The sequence below is a fragment of the Lignipirellula cremea genome (genome assembly GCF_056501455.1).
The window spans coordinates 4,000,736-4,018,941 of the sequence record NZ_CM151415.1; the positions used below are offsets into that span (position 1 = coordinate 4,000,736).

Sequence of the window (18,206 nt, forward strand, 5' to 3'; positions counted from 1 at the left end):
CGTCTTCGACGTCGAAGCCTGCTGACTTGCCGTACCTGATGTCTGGACGCGAAGCTCGTGAATCTTATCTACTCCGTCGGCACGAAGGTCGTCGCGCTCCGCGACGTCGAAGATCCTCCCGGCAGGCGGGCGCATCCCGCGGGCGCCGTCGGCGTGGTCGTGCAATCGCCCTCGGATGAGAACTCGCCCTACCGCGTCCGCTTCATCGACGGCGTCGAGGCGAAGCTTGCGCATGCAGAGATCGAACGGCTTGCCGAGTTCTCGCGCGGAGAACCAGGCGATCACATTCCTTTAGCCGATCTTTACGATCGCGTCATTCTGAAGTGCGTCGTCGGCTCGCGAGCGTTCGGCCTGGACGGCGAGGATTCGGATACCGACCGCCGCGGCGTCTATCTTCCGCCCGCGGCGCGGCACTGGTCGCTCGTGGGCGTGCCGGAGCAGTTGGAGAACGACGCGACGCAGGAGGTCTACTGGGAACTTCAGAAGTTCCTCGTCCTGGCGCTGAAGGCGAATCCCAACGTCCTGGAGACGCTCTACTCGCCGATCGTGGAATTCGCGACGCCGCTCGGCGAGCGACTGCTCGCGATGCGGTCGATCTTTCTGTCGCGGATGATTTACCAGACCTACAACGGCTATGTCCTGTCGCAGTTCAAGAAGTCGCTGACCGACCGGCGTCTTCGCGGCACGGCCAAGCCCAAACACAGCATGCATCTTCTGCGGCTGCTTCTGTCAGGGATCGCGGCGCTGCGGGAGGGTTCGATTCGCGTGGACGTCGGCGAGCATCGCGAAAGGCTGCTCGCCGTGAAGTCGGGCGAATTGTCCTGGGAGCAGGTCGAGGCTTGGCGGAAAGAGTTGCATGAAGAGTTCGACCGGGCCTACGCCGAATCGACGCTGCCCGATCGTCCCGATTACGCCGCGGCGGACGCGTTCCTGATCGAAGCGCGTCGCGCTGCCGTCCACGAGGAACTGCCATGATCGACCGCGAGGACCTGCTGCGACGAACGGCGGCGAGCCATCCCTATCCGCTCCTGTTCGCGACGATCAGCGGCGCACATCTCTACGGATTTCCTTCTCCCGACTCGGACTTCGACCTGCGCGGCGTGCACCGCCTGCCCCTGCGCACGGTCGTCGGTCTGCGCGAGGGCGAGGAGACCGTCGAGCGAAACGAAATCGTCGAGGGGACGGAGATCGATCTCGTCACGCACGACGCCGCGAAGTTCTTCCGACTGATGCTGAAGAAGAACGGCTACGTTCTGGAGCAACTCTTCTCCCCGCTGGTCGTGACGACGACGCCCTGGCACGACGAATTGAAGGCGATCGGCCGCCGCTGCGTGACGCGCTTTCATGCACATCACTATCTCGGCTTCGCGGAGACGCAGTGGAAGCTGTTCGAGAAGGAACAGCCTCCGCGAGCGAAGCCGCTGTTGTACGTCTATCGCGTGCTGCTGACCGGACAGCGCCTGATGCGAACCGGCGAGATCGAAGCCAATCTGCTGCTGCTCAACGAGGAGGCGAAGTTGCCGTTCATCGACGACCTGATCGCACTTAAACTCGCCGAGCATGAGTCCGTCACCCTGCCGAGCATCGACGTCGAATTCCACCGCGATGCGGTCCGGCGCCTGACCGGCGATCTCGAAGCGGCGATGCAGGCGTCCTCGCTTCCGGACGCGTCGGACGCCGAAGCGGACTTGAACGATCTGCTCGTGCGGCTGCGTCTGGATGAATAGAGCGTAGCCCCCTGTTATTTCAGGAGCGTTGCGCGCGAAACTCGGAGGGCGTCATGCCGACGGCGGATCGGAAGGCGCGCGTGAAAGCGCTGTGGTCGTAGAAGCCGCAGGCCGTCGCGATTTCGGCGACCGATCGTTCGGAACCGCGAAGCAGGCGCGAGGCGGCGGCGATCCGGGATTTCGTGATGAACTGGCTCGGCGTCAGGCCGAACAGCCGCTTCGTCAGACGAGCCAGTCGCTGCGACGAAAGTTTCGAGCGACGTGCCAGCCACGCGGGAGTGATCTCCGGCGAAAGCGTTCGTTCGAGCTCGTCGACCGCGCTCGCGAAGTCCTCCGGAATTTCGTGAGACTCGACCGGAACGCGGATGTCGCGCGAGAAGCCGATCAGGCCGACGACGGCGCCCGCGGAATCCTGAATCGGCAACTTCGTGGTCAGGCACCAGACCGGGTCGTTGGGTCGATGCCACTGCATCTCGAGGTGGTCTACGAGCGGACGTCCCGTACGCAAGACTCGCTCGTCCTGCTCGGTGGGGATCCGCCCGAAGTCGCCGGGGCAGATGTCGCTCGGGCGCCTGCCGATCGCGAGCGATCGGTCCTTCAGGCCGTGTCGCGCCATCAGCGACTCGTTCACGGCGACGTAGCGTCCCGCGGCGTCCTTGACGAAAAACGCTACGTCCGGCGAGCGGTCGAAGAGCCGCTCCAGCAGGGCGACTTCCACCTGCGAAACATGCGGCGATCTGGTCGCGTCCGGAACTTCTGTGCGCGGATTCACGGTTCGATGCACTTCTTAGCCAAGAGCGTTCTCTTCGCGGAATATAGACTGAAATCCTCCGACGCACCGACGTCGATGCGACGGGAAGGGGACTAAGCTGCGCTCGCGGCGATCCTGGGTTCGACCAACCGGAACTCGTTCGATGACCGAAATCTACCGACGTCGTTTCGTCCAGACGGTCGCGATGGCGCTGATTCTGCTGGCGGCTTACGCTGTCGACGCTCCGGTCCGATCGCTCGCTTCCGGCGACGAACCGTCGGACAAGACGAAGCCGGTCCAGGTGTTCGTCCTGCTCGGACAGTCCAATATGGTCGGCCTGGGGAAGGTCGCCGGCAGCGACGTTTCCCTGGAGCATGCCGTCAAGGAGAAGCAGAAATACTCCTACCTCGTCGACGAGTCAGGCGAATGGTCCGATCGTAAGGACGTGCGCTACGTGCGCGTCATGGACGGCCGTGGCGGCGGGACGCAACTCTTCAACAATGAATGGATGACCGTCAAAACGTGCAAGACGATCGGTCCGGAATTCGGCATCGCGCACTTCGTCGGGAACGCGGTCGACGCGCCGGTGATGATCCTCAAGAGTTGCATCGGCAATCGGAGTCTGGGCTGGGATCTCCTTCCGCCGGGTAGCGAACGCTACCCGTTCGTGGTCAAGGATCGGCAGGGCGTCGAAAAGACGATGGTCTACGCCGGCTATCAGGATCGTCCCGATTCCTGGGAGATGGACGAGGCGAAAGGCGTCGCGACCGACCCGGGGCCCTGGCTCGACAAGGCCGGCAAGCCGATCGACTGGTATGCGGGCAAGCAGTACGATTCGGACGTGAGCAAAGCCCGGAAGGTCCTCGCGGAACTCAGCACGTACTATCCCGACGCTACCGAATTCGAGGTCGCCGGTTTCTTCTTCTGGCAAGGCGAGAAGGACGCGGGGAATCCCGGTCACGCGAGCCGCTACGAGGAGAATCTGGTCCGTTTCATCAAGCAGTTGCGGAAAGACTTCGATGCTCCGAACGCGAAGTTCGTCCTAGCCACGCTCGGCGAGAGCACGAAGGGAAGCGAAGGGCCTGGGGGCATGATTCTCGACGCGCAGCTCGCCGTCGACGGCGACAGCGGCAAGTATCCGGAATTCGTCGGCAACGTCGCCACGGTCTACACGAACCCCATGGCCCAGGGCGGCAGCGGCAACGGCCACTACGGCGGCAAAGCCGAAGTCTACATGGACGTCGGCGAGGCCATGGGTCAGGCGATGGTCGAACTCCTGAAGGAGGGGAAGTAGCGATGACTTCGCTGGCCCTGCTTCCTGTCTCGTCGCCGCGGAGCGACCTCGAACGCCGGGTCCAATCGTCATGAATCGGCTTGCGCTGGTCGCTCTCCTTTCGATCCTTTGCGGCCAGGTTTCCGCGGCCGACGAAGCGAATCCTAACGTCTTGCTAATCCTCGCCGACGATCTCGGGTACGGGGACGTCGGCTGCTACAACGACCGGTCGAAGGTTCCGACGCCCCATATCGACCGCCTGGCGAGCGAAGGGATGCGGTTCACCGACGCACACAGTCCGGCGACCGTTTGTACGCCCTCGCGTTACAGCCTGATGACGGGGCAGATGGCGTTTCGCGTTCCGAACGGCGGAACGGTGTTCACCGGAGTCGGAGGACCTTCCCTGATCTCGCCCGGCCGGCTGACTCTGCCGGCCATGCTCCGGGATCGCGGATACGCCACCGCGTGCGTCGGCAAGTGGCACGTCGGCTTGACGTTCTACGACGAAGACGGAAAGCCCGTCCGCGGCTCCGGCGTCGAAGCGGTGCGACAAGTCGATTTTTCGCGCCGGATCGAAGGGGGGCCGATCGATCACGGCTTTCAGTCGTTCTTCGGTACGGCCTGCTGTCCGACGACCGACTGGCTTTACGCCTTCATCGAAGACGACCGCGTGCCGACGCCGCCGACGAAGCTCGTCGACCGGTCGAAGTTGCCGCAACATCCGTACGCGAACGATTGCCGTCCCGGCCTCGTCGCGCCCGATTTTCCGATGGAGGAAGTCGATCTGGCCTTCCTGAAGCGGAGTCGCGAGTTCCTCGAACGACACGTTCGCCAGTCGCCGGAGAAGCCGTTCTTTCTCTTTCACTCCGCGCAGGCCGTGCATTTGCCGTCGTTCGCGGCGCCGCAGTTCCAGGGACAGACGGATGCGGGTCCGCACGGCGATTTCATTCACCAGCTCGACTGGATCGTCGGCGAGTTGACCGCAACGCTCGACGAACTTGGAATCGCCGAAAATACGCTGGTCATTCTTACGAGCGACAACGGACCCGAAGTCACGAGCGTCGTCCACATGCGTGCCGACCACGGCCATGACGACGCTCGGCCTTGGCGCGGAATGAAGCGGGACGACTGGGAGGGCGGACATCGCGTCCCGTTCATCGTCCGCTGGCCCCGTCGGGTGAAGGCGGGTTCGGTCAGTCCCCGGCTCGCGAGTCTCGTCGACGTGATGGCGACGGTCGCGGAGATCGTCGGCACGGAGCTCCCCGACGCCGCCGCCGAGGATAGTATCAGTCTGCTGCCCGCTCTGTTCGAGGACGCTGCGGCGCCGGAGCGTCCCTATCTTTTGCACCAGGCCTTCGGCGGCGCAAGGACGCTATCGATTCGTCGCGGAGATTGGAAGTACCTCGATCACGCGGGCTCCGGCGGCAACCGCTACGAAAGCGACCCGGACCTTCAACCGTTCCAGTTGCCTGAAGCCGTGCCCGGCGCTTCCGCACAGCTTTACGACCTCTCTACCGATCCCGGAGAGACGACGAACCTCATTTCCGAACGTCCCGAGATCGCTCGCGAACTGAAAGCGATGTTGGAACGATCGAAATCGGAGGGTCGGAGTCGACCGCCCAGGCCTCTATCGACCGCCCCATGAATCGGACAAGCAAGAGCTTTCCCGCGCTAGGCGCAACGTCGCTCGGCTTTCGCCTGTCGATCGTGCTTGCGCTCCTCGCAGGAACTGCGACCGCGAACGGCGGCGATCCGTCCTTGCCGGGCAACCATCCCCTGACGCAATCGCAGGCAGGCGACCTGCTGATCTCCGAGTTCCGCTGCGTTTCCTGTCACACCGGGATCGAGGGAAACTCGATACCGGCGAAGTCGGCGCCTGACCTGACCGGCGTCGGTTCGCGAGTCTCGCCGGAGTACCTTCGACGATTCCTCGCGTCGCCGTCGACGGCTCATCCGGGCTCGACGATGCCGGACCTGCTGGCTTCGGAGTCCGAGGAGGAGCGAAACCGTATCGCGGAAGCGCTGACGCACTTTCTGGTCGCGCAGTCGACGGACGTCTTTCAAGCTGAGCCTGAGCAGCCGATCGATCGTCAGGAAGGAAGGGCGTTGTTCCATTCCGTCGGCTGCGTGGCCTGTCACGGACCGAAAGAAGCGCTCGAAGTTATGCAGGGAGCTTCTAAGCGAAACGACGGGAGGGACGACGCCTACGAAGCGGAAGACGACGACGAGACCCTCGTCGCGAAGGAAGCGGTCAAGCCGGACGCCGTCCCGTTGAGTCACGTCGGCGCCAAGTACAGCGCGAAGTCGCTCAGCGAGTTTCTGTTTCAGCCGCTGCGAGTCCGGCCTTCGGGTCGCATGCCCGATATGAAGCTGACGCCTGCGGAGTCGCTGGCGATTGCCGGTTACCTGGTCGGCGACCAGGCGCCGACCGTAACGGCGCTGGTCCCGGACGCGAATCTCGTGAAGGAGGGCGCGAAGCGCTTTCAGGAACTCAACTGCGCCGCGTGTCATTCGCTGCCCGGCGTAACGGCGGCTCCGCCGATCAGTTCGCTTGCGACTGCCGACCTGACTCGCGGCTGCTTGTCGACGACGAGCGACAGCAGTCCGCGGTTTCGATTCGACGACGCGCAGGCCAAGGCGATCGTCGCGTCGCTCCGCGAAAGTCGGCTCCCCGAGTCCGACGAAACCTCGATAGCGAAGACGCTGACCGCGTTTCGCTGCATCGCCTGTCACGTTCGCGACGACTTCGGAGGCGTGCACGACGACGTCAACGCCTTCTTCGGCGGCAGTCAGCCGAACCTCGGCGACGATGGTCGTATCCCGCCCCCCCTCACGCACGTCGGAGCGAAGTTGCGTCCGGTCTGGATGAAGAAGGTCCTGTTCGACGGCGAAAGCGTTCGTCCCTACATGGCGACCCGCATGCCTCAGTTCGGCGCCGACGACCTTCAGGGCCTGCCCGCGCTGCTGAGCCGAGTCGATATTGCGGAGGACTCGACCTGGCAGCTTCCGAATCCGGAGAGTCGCGTCGAGAGCGATCGCGAGCGCGAGAAGCTGATGCGTCAGGCGGGGCGCGAACTGGTCGGCGATAAAGGGCTGAACTGCATCGCGTGTCACAACTTCAACGGCAAAGCGTCGCCCGGGAATCAGGGCATCGACCTGACGACGAGTTACCAGCGACTTCAGCCGCAATGGTTCGACAGCTACCTGCGGAACCCCGGCGCCTATCGTCCGCGAACGGTCATGCCGACGGCGTGGCCGAACGGGCAAGCCTTCCTGACGACGATCCTGGACGGCGATACGGATCGTCAGATCGAAGCGATCTGGTACTACCTTTCGCTCGGAACGTCAGCCGCCGATCCGCCGGGCATTCGCGCTGTGGCCACGAAACTGACCGTGGAGGATCAGACGAAGACTTATCGCGGTCGAAGTCGCGTCGCCGGTTTTCGCGGCATCGCCGTCGGTTTCCCGGAGAAGCTGAGCTACGCCTTCAACGCCGAGACGGGAGCGCTCTCGGCCATCTGGCAGGGAGACTTCATCGGCGTGAACTGGAGCGGTCAGGGGTCAGGCGATTTCAATCCGAGCGCCGAACCGATTTTGCTGCCGCAGGATGTCTCGTTCGCGACGCTCGCGGACGACGACTCGCCATGGCCGCTGCTTCCCGTGATGACGCAAGAGGCCAAAACCAATCCGGACCCGCTCTATCCCAAGAACGTCGGCTACCAGTTCCGGGGATACGCCCTGGACGAAGCGGAAGTTCCCACGTTCATGTATCGCGTCGGTACGATCGACGTCGAGGATCGATCGACGGCGGCGGGCCCCGAGTCTCGACGCCGGCTCGAACGGGTCCTGCGGTTCGATTCGCCCGCGGAGCAGACCGTCTGGTTCCGTGCGCTCGTCGGGGAAATCGTCCAGGAGTCCGATCGCGTCTTCCGCAGCGAACGACTGCGACTGACGATTCCGGAGACGGAAACGAAGCTGCGATCTTCGCCCGACGATCCGAAGCGATCCGAGTTGCTGCTGCGACTGCGAATTCCCCAGGGCCTGTCTTCTTCGGAGTTCGTCTATGAACCGCTCAGCAAGTAGGTCCCTGAAGGTTCTTTGTCTGACCCTTTCGATGGCCGCATCGTCGATCGGAACGCTCCGCGCGGAGGAAGTCGGCGAGCGTTGGGGAACCGAAGAACGCGAGCGCGAGTTCTATCCCATCGTCGATATCCCGCTGCCCGAGAACGCGGTCATCGAGGCAGGAGCGTTCGCCGCGCTGCCGGACGGACGAATGGCGGTCGGGACGCGACGCGGCGAGATCTACTTGATCGACGGCGTCGACGCGCCGAAGCCGATCCCCACGTTTCATCGGTTCGCGACGGGACTCGACGAGATCTTCGGACTGACGTGGAAGGATGACGCGTTTCGCGTCACGCAGAGCTGCGAACTGACTCGCGTCAGCGACGCGAACGGCGACGGTCTGGCTGATCGCTTCGAGACGTTGTCGGACGCCTGGGGATACGCGAATTACCACGAGTACGCGTTCGGCTCGAAGCTCGACGCCGACGGAAACCAGTTCGTGGCGCTTGGCCTGTCAGAGTCGTACTATTCGCACGCCTTGAACCGCGGCTTCATCATGAAGGTCGCGCCGGACGGAACGACGACCGCGTTCGCCAGCGGCCTGCGCAGTCCCGGCGGAATCGGATTCGACGTACACGGCGCGCTCTTCTACATCGAGAGCCAGGGTCCGTGGAATTGTTCGTGCAGCTTGAAGGCCGTGTCGCCGAGGAGCTTTCACGGTCATCCGGCAAGCTTCCACTGGTACGAGCATTCGCCCGAACTGGGGCCTGTGCCGCCGATGCCGAAGTCCGGAACTCGCATCGCGACGGAAAAGGACCGCGTCGAAACCCTGACGCCCTACGCGGTCATCTTTCCCTATATCCGGATGGGCCGGTCGATCACCGGCTTCCGCGTGGACGCCACGCAGGGAAAGTTCGGTCCGTTCGAGAACCAGATCTTTCTCGGAGACTACACGCAGTCGATCCTGATGCGCGCCACGACCGAACAGGTGAACGGCGTCTGGCAGGGAGCCTGCTATCCGTTTCGCGAGGGACTGTCGACCGGAATCCTCGACGTCGAATTCACCCCGGGCGGCAACCTGCTGTGCGGAGGAACCAACCGCGGCTGGCCCGTGCGGGGCATCAAGCCCTACGCGATCGAACGCCTCCAATGGAGCGGGAAAATGCCGTTCGAGATCGAACGCATTACGATCGAGCCGGACGGGTTCAGGATCGCCTTCACCAAGCCCGTCGATCGGAGCGCCGGGCAAGCAGCGGATTCTTACGCGATCTCCGCCTTCACGCACCCCTACCACGCCGGCTACGGCGGACCGGAGATCGAGCGATTCGAAGCCTCCGTCGAAGCGGTCGCTCTCGCCGAGGACGGGCTTTCGGCGACGATCGCTCTCGACTCGCTCAAGCAGGGATTCGTGTACGAATTCGATCTCTCGGGCCTGCGTTCGCGCGACGAGGAAGAACTGCTCCATCGCAACGCGTTCTATACGGTCAACGAGATCCCCGCTCGCTGACTGCGGGCGGCTCCTGCGGGCGGTCGCTCCGGCGAGCCATGCCTCCCGCTAGGCTTCGCGTTGCGAGAATGATTTCGGAAATCTCTCCTCGGTAGCTGCGACGATGACTTCGACCGCCGTGCGTTTCGGACTGCTCGCGATCGTCCTGTGCGCGTCGGTCGCGATGGTAAGCGACGGAGGGAGCCTCGGCGCCGCCGAGCTTCCGAGCGCGGAGAGTCCGCTGTGGCTGACGTATCCCGGCGGCGACGGTCCGGGCGCCGGCAAGCATGTCGTCCTGATCGCCGGAGATCAGGAGTATCGCAGCGAGTACGCGATGCCGATGCTGGCCCGTCTCCTTTCCGCACGCCACGGATTTCGTTGCACGGTTCTCTTCTGTCTGAACGCGAACGACGAGGTCGATCCTACGCAGAAGATCCGGTGGGAAGACCCGAAGGTCGCGCACCGTATTCCAGGACTCGAATGTCTGCAAACGTGCGACCTGGTAATCGTGTTCACGCGTCTCCTGTCGCTTCCGCCCGATCAGTTGCAGAGCCTCTACGACTACCTGGACTCAGGAAAGCCGATCATCGGCATCCGGACAGCCAATCACGGCTTCCTCGATTTCGACTACCGAAAAGAGGGCAGGAGAATCGACTTCGGCGAAGACGTGCTGGGCGGCAGCTTCCGCAGCCATCACGGACGCTGGCAACGCGATTCTACGCGGGGCCTCATCGTCGACGCGAACGCGAGCCATCCCATTCTGAAGGGCGTCGAGGACATCTGGGGCACGTCCGACGTTTACCGCACCTACAAGGAAGGCGGCGCTCTGCCTGAAGGTTGCTTGCCCCTGGTCGAGGGCCAGCCGCTCGTCGGTCGAGAGCATGACGACGCGATCAATACCGAGTTGATTCCGCTGCCGGTCGCCTGGACGAAATCATGGACGGGGAACGCCGGAAAGACGGCGCGCGTCTTCCATGTCACGATGGGCAGCGCCCGGGACTTCCAGAGCGAGGGGCTGCGCCGTCTGACGGTGAACGCGGCCTACTGGTGCCTCGGCATGGAAGGCGACATCGACGCCGCCTCCTCCATGGACCTCGTCGGTGAATACGATCCGACCGACAGCGGCTTCAACTACGAGAAACTCGGAATCGTGCCGCGGAAGCCCGACTTCTACAAGTAGCTTTTGCGAGAAGCGCTGCGGCGCCGCCAGGCTCGTGCAGAGCCTTCCCGAACGCCGCGATCGATTCCTGTCGCGGAGACGCATAAACGGCGTCTGCTCTTGCGGCTGGAGCCGCGACCGACCAAGCTTAACCGGTCGAGCTCGATCGACCGGGCGTCGCCTCGGTCAGGACGCGGCCGCCGAACGGCGCTTCGCCGCCGAGCTCGACCGTCCCCCCCCTCCTGCCTCATTCGCAAGACCACGGCGAGGGCAACCGCCTTCGTTGCGTTCGACCCCCTCTTCGCCCGACCTGCGCCGCTCCTCTCGATTTCTCCCGACAGCCCGTCGCGCGCAGTCGTGGGAAAAATCATCGCGCATCGACGCCGACTATGACTATGTCCCGCCTTCGCTTCTCGGTTCCTTCCTACCTCGCGCTTCTGTGCCTCGGCTTCGCCGGCATCGTTCGCGGAGAGGAACCGTTCGAGACGTTTCTGGAGAAGCGCTGCGCCAGTTGTCATGGGGCGGAGAAAGAGGAGGGGGACCTTCGGTTCGACCGACTGTCGCGCGACTTCAAGTCGGGAACGGACTCGCATCATTGGGCCGAGGCGATCGACAAGGTCAACAGCGGCGAGATGCCGCCGGCGACCGAGCCGCCGCCGACTCAGGACGAGATCGCCGCGTTCGTCACGAGTCTCGACGCGAAACTCAAAGAGGGTAGGGCGGCGCGAATGGCGGCGCGGCCGTCGGTGTCTCATTACCGACTGAGCCGCAAGGAATATCAGAACACGGTCTACGACCTGCTCGGGGTGCGCTACGATCCGGCCAAACCGGGGGAACTGAACGAGGACACGCTGTGGCACGGGTTCGAGCGCATCGGTTCGGAGCTATCGCTCTCGCCGTCGCATATGGACCGCTACTACCGCGCGGCCGACATCGTGCTCGACCGCGCGTTCCCCGCGACGTCGGTCGAGGCTCGCAAGGTCCGCATGACCGCGGCGGAACTGCGCTACGGCGGCGGGAAGAGTCAGCAGGAGGCGCTGGACCGGTTCGGCATCAAGCGGCCGCTCCGCTCCCTCCACTTTCCCGGTCGCGTCGAACCCGCACTGCATTCTCACTGGTTCGGAAGGACCGGGCCGGAACATAGCGGGCTCTACAAGCTCCGTCTCCAGGCCAGCGGCAGCCGACCGCCCGGCGGTCAGCCCGCCCATCTCAGCATCGGCAAGCAGACGAGCGAAGAGACTGTCGAGGGCCTGATCGAATTCGACGTCACCGCGCCGGAGGACGAACCGCAGGTTTACGAGTTCGAGGTCTTTCTCGAGATGCCGACGACGCTGCATTTCTGCGTCGTGGCCACCGACGTCGTCGACCGCAGGGCGGGCGCCGCCTTCCGCAATGCGCTCTCCAGCAGGGATTACGTCTTCACGCACAGCAGCGAGACCCTGCTGCTGAATCCGAACGCGCCGCAGATGTTCGACCAGGAAGGAAACGGCATCTTCTCGACGGCGCTGCTCGACTGGATCGAGTGGGAAGGGCCGATCGTCACCGAGGCGGAAAAGGCTCGACGCGACGGCGTTTCCCCCCCCGACGACGCCCCTCCCGAGGCGGTCGCGGAAAGCCTGCACCGCTTCGCCGAACGCGCCTGGCGCCGGCCAGTGGCGTTGGACGAACTGCAACACTATCTGCAGTCCTATCGCGAAGAGCGCGAGGCGGGCGAATCGACGGCTGACGCCTATCGCATCGCGATGCTGGGCGTGCTGACGTCCAGAAACTTCATCTATCTCGTGGAAGGCGATCCCGTCGCTCGCGAACGCCTGACGGATTGGGAACTCGCCTCGCGGCTTTCGTATTTCCTGTGGAGCTCGATGCCCGACGACGCGCTGTTCTCCGCGGCAGAGAACGGAGCCTTGAGCGGCGAGGGCCTGAAACGCGAAGTCGACCGCATGCTGTCCGACGAGCGGATCGACCGCTTCGTCGACGACTTCTCCCGGCAGTGGCTGCAACTGCATCGCGTCGGCATGTTTCCGCCCGACAAGAAGCTCTACCCCGCCTACGACGACTGGTTGCAGACGAGCATGCGGGCGGAGCCCGTCGAGTATTTCCGCGAAATGTTCGCGCAGAACCAGCCGATCGAGGGTTTTCTCGATTCCGACTGGACCATGGCCAATGCCCGGCTCTGCGACTTCTACGGACTGCCCGAGCCGAAGGAGGGCGGTTTCCAGCGGGTCTCGCTCAAGCCCGAGGATCACCGCGGCGGTCTGCTGACGATGGGCGCGGCGCTCGGGCTGACCTCCGATGGAACGCGCCACCGTCCGGTGCATCGCGGCGTGTGGGTCAGCGAAGCGATCTTCAACAGGACTCCGCCGCCGCCTCCGGCCAACGTCGATCCGATCGAGCCGAATCCGCCGACGAGTCCCAAGGCGACCATTCGCCAGAAGCTGGCGGCGCATGCGCAGAACGCGAGCTGCGCCGCATGTCATCGCGGGATCGATCCGCTCGGTTTCGCGTTCGATCAGTACGACGCGATCGGCCAATGGAGAGAACGCGAACAGGTGGCAGCCGGCATCGGCGAAGATCCGCCGGTGGACGCCTCGGGCGTGCTGCCCGACGGACGGCCGTTCGCCGACTCCGTCGAATTCAAGCGACTGCTGATCGAGGACCGCGACAAGGTCGCGCGGGCCTTCATCGAGCACCTTTGCACGTACGCGCTCCGCCGGGCGCTGACCGTCGACGATCAGGACGACCTGCACGCGATCGAGATCGAAGCGCAGCGGAACGGCTACCGCGTGCGGGACATCGTCCTCGCGGTAGCGACGTCCGACCTGTTGAGAAAGCGATAGCAGGAATCGCCGGACCTTCCTCGCATCAGGGCGATCCGGCGAAAATTACCGAGAGAGCGTCTGCTCCATCCCTCCCCGCTAAAAGCTAACGGCCAACCGCTGATGAGCAATTTTCTTTCCCAATCGTGGTTGATCGACCGTCGGCATGCGCTCCGGGCGCTGGGGACGTGCGTTTCGCTCCCCTTGCTGGAATGCATGGTCCCGCTCCGCGCGGCCGAGCAGCCGACGGCGTCGCCTCGCCGGAGCGCGTTCGTCTACCTCGCGAACGGCGTCCATTCGCTGAACTATCAGATCACCAAGCCGGGAAAGGACTACGAGTTCTCGCGGTCGCTCAAGCCGCTGGAGAAGCATCGCGATTCGATCACGCCAATCAGCGGGATGCATCATCCGGGCGCCCTCAGCCACCACCACAACTGCATCTCGGTGTGGCTCACCGGCGGAAAGCTCGGCCCTTCGGACCGAAACTCGATCTCCGTCGACCAGCGAATGGCGGAGGTCGCGGCGCCCCACACGCGTTACCCCTCGATGGAGGTCGCTCTCACGCAAGGCTCGCTCGCCTGGACCGCCGACGGGGTCCAGCTTCCCGCGCTGCGTCGCTGCAGCGAGATCTTCGCCACGCTCTTCGAGGAACCGCAGGGCGGCACGGCGGTCCAGCGGAAGGCTCTACGACGCAAAGCCAGCGTCCTCGACGACAACCTCGCTGAAGTGCGCCGGCTCGAGCAGAAGATGGGAGCCGCCGACAAGGGGCGCCTGGACCAATACCTTACCTCGGTCCGCGAAACGGAGATCCGCACGCGCCGCGCTGACGCCTGGCTCGACACGCCGCTGCCCGCCATCTCCGACGCCGATCGCAAACGGACCGATCGCGATATCGCCGCCACGATGGCGGGGGACTACTTTCGCACCGTCTACGATCTGATCGTGCTGGCCTTCCAGACGGACGTCACGCGCGTCGCCACGTTCAGCCTCGGCGGCGAAGGCGATGCCTTCGCCATTCCCGAGATCGGCATCACCGAGTCGCGACATCAGCTCAGCCATCACGGCGGCGACGCCGGCTACATGGAGAAGCTCACCAACTACGACACGTTCGCCATCGAGCAGTTCAGCTACTTCCTCGGCCGGCTGGCGGACACGCCCGATCTGAACGGTCGGCCGCTCCTCGGTTCGACGATGGCGCTCTTCGGCAGCGGCATGTCCTACGGCCACAGCCACGGCAACGCCAACCTCCCGCTGGTGCTTGCCGGCGGATCGGACCTCGGCGTGAAGCACGGCAGCCATCTCGACTTCAACCAGGGCCACTTCCCGGGCTATCAGCTCGACAAGCCGGGCGAACACTACGGGCTCTGCAGCCGCCCGGCGAATCCCGACGCTCACATGAGCAACCTGCTGCTCATGATGGCCCAACGTATGGGCGTGGAAACCGATAAATTCGGCGACAGCAAAACGGCGGTCGAACTCTGATCGGACGCCGCCTACCAGCCGCAGACGAGCGCTCGATCTTCAGATGCCCGCGAACATGATCTCCCCGATGACGCCGAAGCCCCTCTACCGTCTTGCGATATGCCTCGTTCTCGCGGCGAGCGCAGTTTCGACGGCTTTCGGCGAAGAGCCGTTCCGCCCCGAAGCGGGAAAGTTCCCTCCTCTGGAGCTGGCGCATTCCTATCAGGGAGAGCTGGCGTTCGTGGATCATGCCAACCGTCGCGGCAGCGTTCGCGTGAAGGGGTCGGGCATGTTTTTCCGAAACGACCCGCACCCGTTCGCCATGCTTCCGTACGGCATCGTGCGCTATCACGGCGCGCCGGCGGATCTTCGCGACGTCCCGCTCGGCACGGTCCTGCACGTCCATGCGTTTCTTCCGCCGGACCCGAAGATCTCCGCCGTGCCGGTGTTGCCCGTGGACAACAAGGCGAAAGACGCGAACCACAATCGCGGCGCCGGCGTCGCGCCCGCCGAAAATCATGTACTGCTGCTCGAAGACGAATCGAGCCGTTGCCAGCGCGAAGGCAAAGTCTGGAAGCTCCGCGAAGTCGAGGTCAAGGATCGCGCGGGGATGATCGTCGCCGCGCTCGAGCCGAAGGAAGGTTCGGACGACTCGGCGACCGAGGAGAAGTTGACCTTCGACGCCGCGACCCGCATCTGGCGCGGGCGCGAACTTCTCGCTGTCGAGGACCTGATCGCTGACGGGGTCTGGCCAGCCGAGGGAAAGAGGGCTCTCGAAGGCCAGGCGGTTCTGCTGGGACTCACGTGGAAGCCCACGCCGGACGGCGTCTTCACGCGGTTTCATATCTCGGACATCTGGCTCGACGACGCCGCGATGCAGCGTGCCGCCCGTCAGCAGACCGAAACGCACAAGGCCTTCATCCGAAACCGCTGGATGCCCGCGTGGATCGACGCGGTCGAGTACGGCAAGTTCGGCCAAGCCACGGCGACCGCGACCCTGTTCGGCGGCATGGACGACTCGCTCTACGCCGATTTCAAGCAGGATGTCCCGGCCATGATCAACGCGGTCGAGAACACGCTGAAGCATACGCACGGCGCCTACGGCCCTGGGCACATGGCTTCAGGCGGCAAAATTCTCGACGTCAGCACGACGCCCGAGGCGCCGCTGGGCAGCAGCGGCGTTCAGATCCGGTTCGAGACCGACCTGATCATCGAAGGCATCCGCCCCGGCAGGGTCGTCCGGATCCGCCCCGGCAACTGGCCCCTGGTCCAGCCGCCTCGGGAGGAATACCTCAACGATGCGTCCAGCATGGACGAGCGCTTTCCGACGCCAGCCATCTTTCCGAAATACTGACGAAAACGGCGGCTCACGGTGGCGATGCCGGAATCGAGCCATCGAACCGGCGACTTACCGCTCGTTCGAAAGTCTCTTGAGTTCGTCGAGCGTCGCTTCGGCCTCCTTCATTCGTCTCTGCACGTCCTGCTCGCGAAGCGCGGCGAGGATCTTGCCTCTGTCGCTTCCCGACAGAGGGAGCGACACGTTTTCGCCGAGCGCTTCCAACGGGACTTGCTCCATCCTCCAGTCATCGCTGCGTTGCGTGGCGAACGGCAAATCCTTGTTGCCGACGGCCTGCAGATTCGCGAGCGGGTTTCTGCCCCACGCATATCGAAAGTGCACAGGGCTCGCGACCATGGCGCTGCTCAGTACCAGTCGCTTGCGGTCGTACTGCATCGTACCGCGATCGTCGACGCCCTTTTCCGCGTACGCCGCGTCGGCAGGATGAAACCGCCGATCCTCATCGGCGACGGCGAAACCCTGGATGGCGCCCTCCTCGGGGTCGCCGACCTCAGTATCGAACTCGAGCTCAAGCGCTCCGTCGGACCGTTCGACGCTCAACAGCATCGGCGGCTTCCACTCGATCTGACCGCCGAAGCCGTACTGCGTCGCCAATGCCCATCGCGCGATGCGCTCGCCTGCCGGGATTTTCAGTTGCGGGTGATACCATCGTCTGCGGAGATCGTACGTGCTGGCGTAGCCGACGTTCGCGTCGCCTGACTCGTAGAGGTTCAGGAACGTTCGATACTGCACCTCGCGCAGTTCGATGCCGGCGTCGAACATCTTTTCGCAATAGTCGTCGCGAGTCTGCGGATACCCGTCGGTACAAAGCGAGAGAATGCCGAAAGGCATCGCGGGATCGTCGAACGTGCGACGCCACGACGCGATCATCTCCGGAAAGACGTCGCGGTACATGTCGACGCCGACGGATCCGTCGAACGCGTTGTTGTAGCCCTGATGAAAGATCGCGCCCTTGATCGAAAGTCCCGCGAGAGGCGCGATCATCCCTGCGTAACAGTTGCCCGGATAGTTCGGGTCGCCGATCGGGCCGGGACGGAGGTCGTCGGGCGTCTTCCGCTCGTCCTCGGAGATCGATTTTCCCTCGGCGGCCAGTCGCTCGACTCGTTGTCGATGCTGTTCGATTCGCCGTTCGAGGTCGAGTTGCGGATCCCATGCATCGACTGCCGCGTCGAATTTCGCGAGCAGGGCCTGCGTCGGTGCGCTCTCCATCGCTCGCAGCGAGGCCGACGGCGTCCAGGCTTCCACCGTCGTACCGCCGCGGGACGCGTCGATTACGCCGATGGGTATCTGCGAGGCGGCATGGATGCGGCGAGCGAAGACGTATCCGATCGCCGAGAGCTCCTTCGCCGTTTCGGGCGAACAGACCTCCCAATAGCCCTTGCGAAAATGCCGCCCCGACCAGTCGCTCCACTGGTAAAGCTGCGGGAAGCCTCGCTTGAGTTCCGGCCCCTCGCCGTAAGGCACAGTCAGGATGCGGATCTGAGGGTAGTTCGCGGAGACGATCTCGAGCGGGCCGTTTTCGACTTTCGCGAGCTCGAATTCCATGTTGCTCTGGCCGCCTAACAGCCAAACGTCGCCGACGAGAATGTCGTCGAGGACCAGATCTTCGCCTTCGCCTCGAACGTTCATCGTGCGCGGCTCGCGGCTGGCGGATAACGCGGGAAGCGAAACCGCCCACGTTCGATCGGAGTTCGCCGTGACGCTCGCCTCGTTGCCGCCGAACGTAACGACGACCCGCTCTCCCGGTTTCGCCCACCCCCAGACGTGAATCGGCTTTTCGCGCTGCAAGACCATCCCGCTCTGAAAGACGTTGCTGACGCAAAGCCCTTCGCCGATCGCGGGAGCCTCGACGAGATCCTCTCTCGGTCTCGGCTCTGCGGATATCGCTTCGTCAAGCGACGCGAAGACGACGGCGAACGACGTCAGCAGACAGGCGAGGGTTCGGTGTTTCATCGTCGGAAAAACTGGAAGTCCCTGGGACGTCGATCGGCGCCCGAGATCGCCGCATGGGACGTTTCGGGGCGGACGGTTGATTATGTGCTGCGGCTGCGAGGTCAGGATCTGAATTCGCCCGGATGTCGCCGACAGCTACGCGGAAGTCCGGGGCCCAGCCG

12 protein-coding genes are annotated in these 18,206 nt (G+C 64.1%); 10 read left to right on the forward strand and 2 right to left on the reverse strand.

The annotated features are described in order from the left end of the window. Nucleotides 1–57: 57 nt before the first annotated feature. Together SH602x_RS15805 and SH602x_RS15810 are read left to right on the forward strand one after the other, a co-directional pair. Nucleotides 58–975 (forward strand): nucleotidyltransferase domain-containing protein, encoded by a 918-nt coding sequence (locus tag SH602x_RS15805; RefSeq protein ID WP_479473225.1) that lies wholly within the window; start codon nt 58–60, stop codon nt 973–975. Next, a complete protein-coding gene (locus tag SH602x_RS15810; protein WP_479473226.1) occupies nt 972–1,727 on the forward strand; it encodes a nucleotidyltransferase domain-containing protein in 756 nt (251 codons plus the stop codon). Before SH602x_RS15805 ends, SH602x_RS15810 begins: the two co-directional genes overlap by 4 nt. 19 nt (nt 1,728–1,746) lie before the next feature. Here the strand turns inward: SH602x_RS15810 and SH602x_RS15815 are convergent, their stop codons facing one another. Beyond that, nucleotides 1,747–2,499, reverse strand: coding sequence for a helix-turn-helix domain-containing protein (locus SH602x_RS15815; protein WP_479473227.1), 753 nt, complete (start codon nt 2,497–2,499; stop codon nt 1,747–1,749). 142 nt (nt 2,500–2,641) lie between these two features. Between SH602x_RS15815 and SH602x_RS15820 the strand changes: the two genes are divergently transcribed. From SH602x_RS15820 to SH602x_RS15855, 8 genes are all read left to right on the forward strand, one after another. Then, the gene (locus SH602x_RS15820) at nt 2,642–3,772 is read left to right on the forward strand and encodes a sialate O-acetylesterase (RefSeq protein ID WP_479473228.1); all 1,131 of its coding nucleotides are present in this window, start codon (nt 2,642–2,644) and stop codon (nt 3,770–3,772) included. 70 nt (nt 3,773–3,842) lie between these two features. Further along, nucleotides 3,843–5,396, forward strand: a complete 1,554-nt coding sequence (locus SH602x_RS15825) for a sulfatase family protein (RefSeq protein WP_479473229.1) — start codon at nt 3,843–3,845, stop codon at nt 5,394–5,396. Further along, complete coding sequence (locus SH602x_RS15830) at nt 5,393–7,834, forward strand: hypothetical protein (protein WP_479473230.1); 2,442 nt, start codon at nt 5,393–5,395, stop codon at nt 7,832–7,834. Before SH602x_RS15825 ends, SH602x_RS15830 begins: the two co-directional genes overlap by 4 nt. Nucleotides 7,835–7,865: 31 nt before the next feature. Next, on the forward strand, nt 7,866–9,320 hold the full coding sequence (locus tag SH602x_RS15835; protein ID WP_479473231.1) for a DUF7133 domain-containing protein: 1,455 nt from the start codon (nt 7,866–7,868) through the stop codon (nt 9,318–9,320). Nucleotides 9,321–9,423: 103 nt separating this feature from the next. After that, nucleotides 9,424–10,479, forward strand: a complete 1,056-nt coding sequence (locus tag SH602x_RS15840; RefSeq protein ID WP_479473232.1) for a ThuA domain-containing protein — start codon at nt 9,424–9,426, stop codon at nt 10,477–10,479. A 374-nt stretch (nt 10,480–10,853) separates the two neighbouring features. Beyond that, nucleotides 10,854–13,295, forward strand: coding sequence for a DUF1592 domain-containing protein (locus tag SH602x_RS15845; RefSeq protein ID WP_479473233.1), 2,442 nt, complete (start codon nt 10,854–10,856; stop codon nt 13,293–13,295). A gap of 102 nt (nt 13,296–13,397) precedes the next feature. Beyond that, the gene (locus tag SH602x_RS15850) at nt 13,398–14,756 is read left to right on the forward strand and encodes a DUF1552 domain-containing protein (protein ID WP_479473234.1); all 1,359 of its coding nucleotides are present in this window, start codon (nt 13,398–13,400) and stop codon (nt 14,754–14,756) included. 43 nt (nt 14,757–14,799) lie between these two features. Beyond that, the gene (locus SH602x_RS15855) at nt 14,800–16,089 is read left to right on the forward strand and encodes a hypothetical protein (RefSeq protein WP_479473235.1); all 1,290 of its coding nucleotides are present in this window, start codon (nt 14,800–14,802) and stop codon (nt 16,087–16,089) included. A gap of 54 nt (nt 16,090–16,143) precedes the next feature. On the opposite strand, the gene SH602x_RS15860 is transcribed toward SH602x_RS15855, so the two are convergent. Beyond that, nucleotides 16,144–18,045, reverse strand: a complete 1,902-nt coding sequence (locus SH602x_RS15860; protein ID WP_479473236.1) for a hypothetical protein — start codon at nt 18,043–18,045, stop codon at nt 16,144–16,146. Nucleotides 18,046–18,206: the final 161 nt, after the last annotated feature.

What these genes read in the sequence shown, in the direction of transcription:
- SH602x_RS15810 (WP_479473226.1), top strand. Translation starts at nt 972, where the DNA reads ATGATCGACCGCGAGGACCTGCTGCGACGAACGGCGGCGAGCCATCCC.
- SH602x_RS15820 (WP_479473228.1), top strand. Translation starts at nt 2,642, where the DNA reads ATGACCGAAATCTACCGACGTCGTTTCGTCCAGACGGTCGCGATGGCG.
- SH602x_RS15825 (WP_479473229.1), top strand. Translation starts at nt 3,843, where the DNA reads ATGAATCGGCTTGCGCTGGTCGCTCTCCTTTCGATCCTTTGCGGCCAG.
- SH602x_RS15830 (WP_479473230.1), top strand. Translation starts at nt 5,393, where the DNA reads ATGAATCGGACAAGCAAGAGCTTTCCCGCGCTAGGCGCAACGTCGCTC.
- SH602x_RS15835 (WP_479473231.1), top strand. Translation starts at nt 7,866, where the DNA reads ATGGCCGCATCGTCGATCGGAACGCTCCGCGCGGAGGAAGTCGGCGAG.
- SH602x_RS15840 (WP_479473232.1), top strand. Translation starts at nt 9,424, where the DNA reads ATGACTTCGACCGCCGTGCGTTTCGGACTGCTCGCGATCGTCCTGTGC.
- SH602x_RS15845 (WP_479473233.1), top strand. Translation starts at nt 10,854, where the DNA reads ATGTCCCGCCTTCGCTTCTCGGTTCCTTCCTACCTCGCGCTTCTGTGC.
- SH602x_RS15850 (WP_479473234.1), top strand. Translation starts at nt 13,398, where the DNA reads ATGAGCAATTTTCTTTCCCAATCGTGGTTGATCGACCGTCGGCATGCG.
- SH602x_RS15855 (WP_479473235.1), top strand. Translation starts at nt 14,800, where the DNA reads ATGCCCGCGAACATGATCTCCCCGATGACGCCGAAGCCCCTCTACCGT.
- SH602x_RS15860 (WP_479473236.1), bottom strand. Translation starts at nt 18,045, where the DNA reads ATGAAACACCGAACCCTCGCCTGTCTGCTGACGTCGTTCGCCGTCGTC.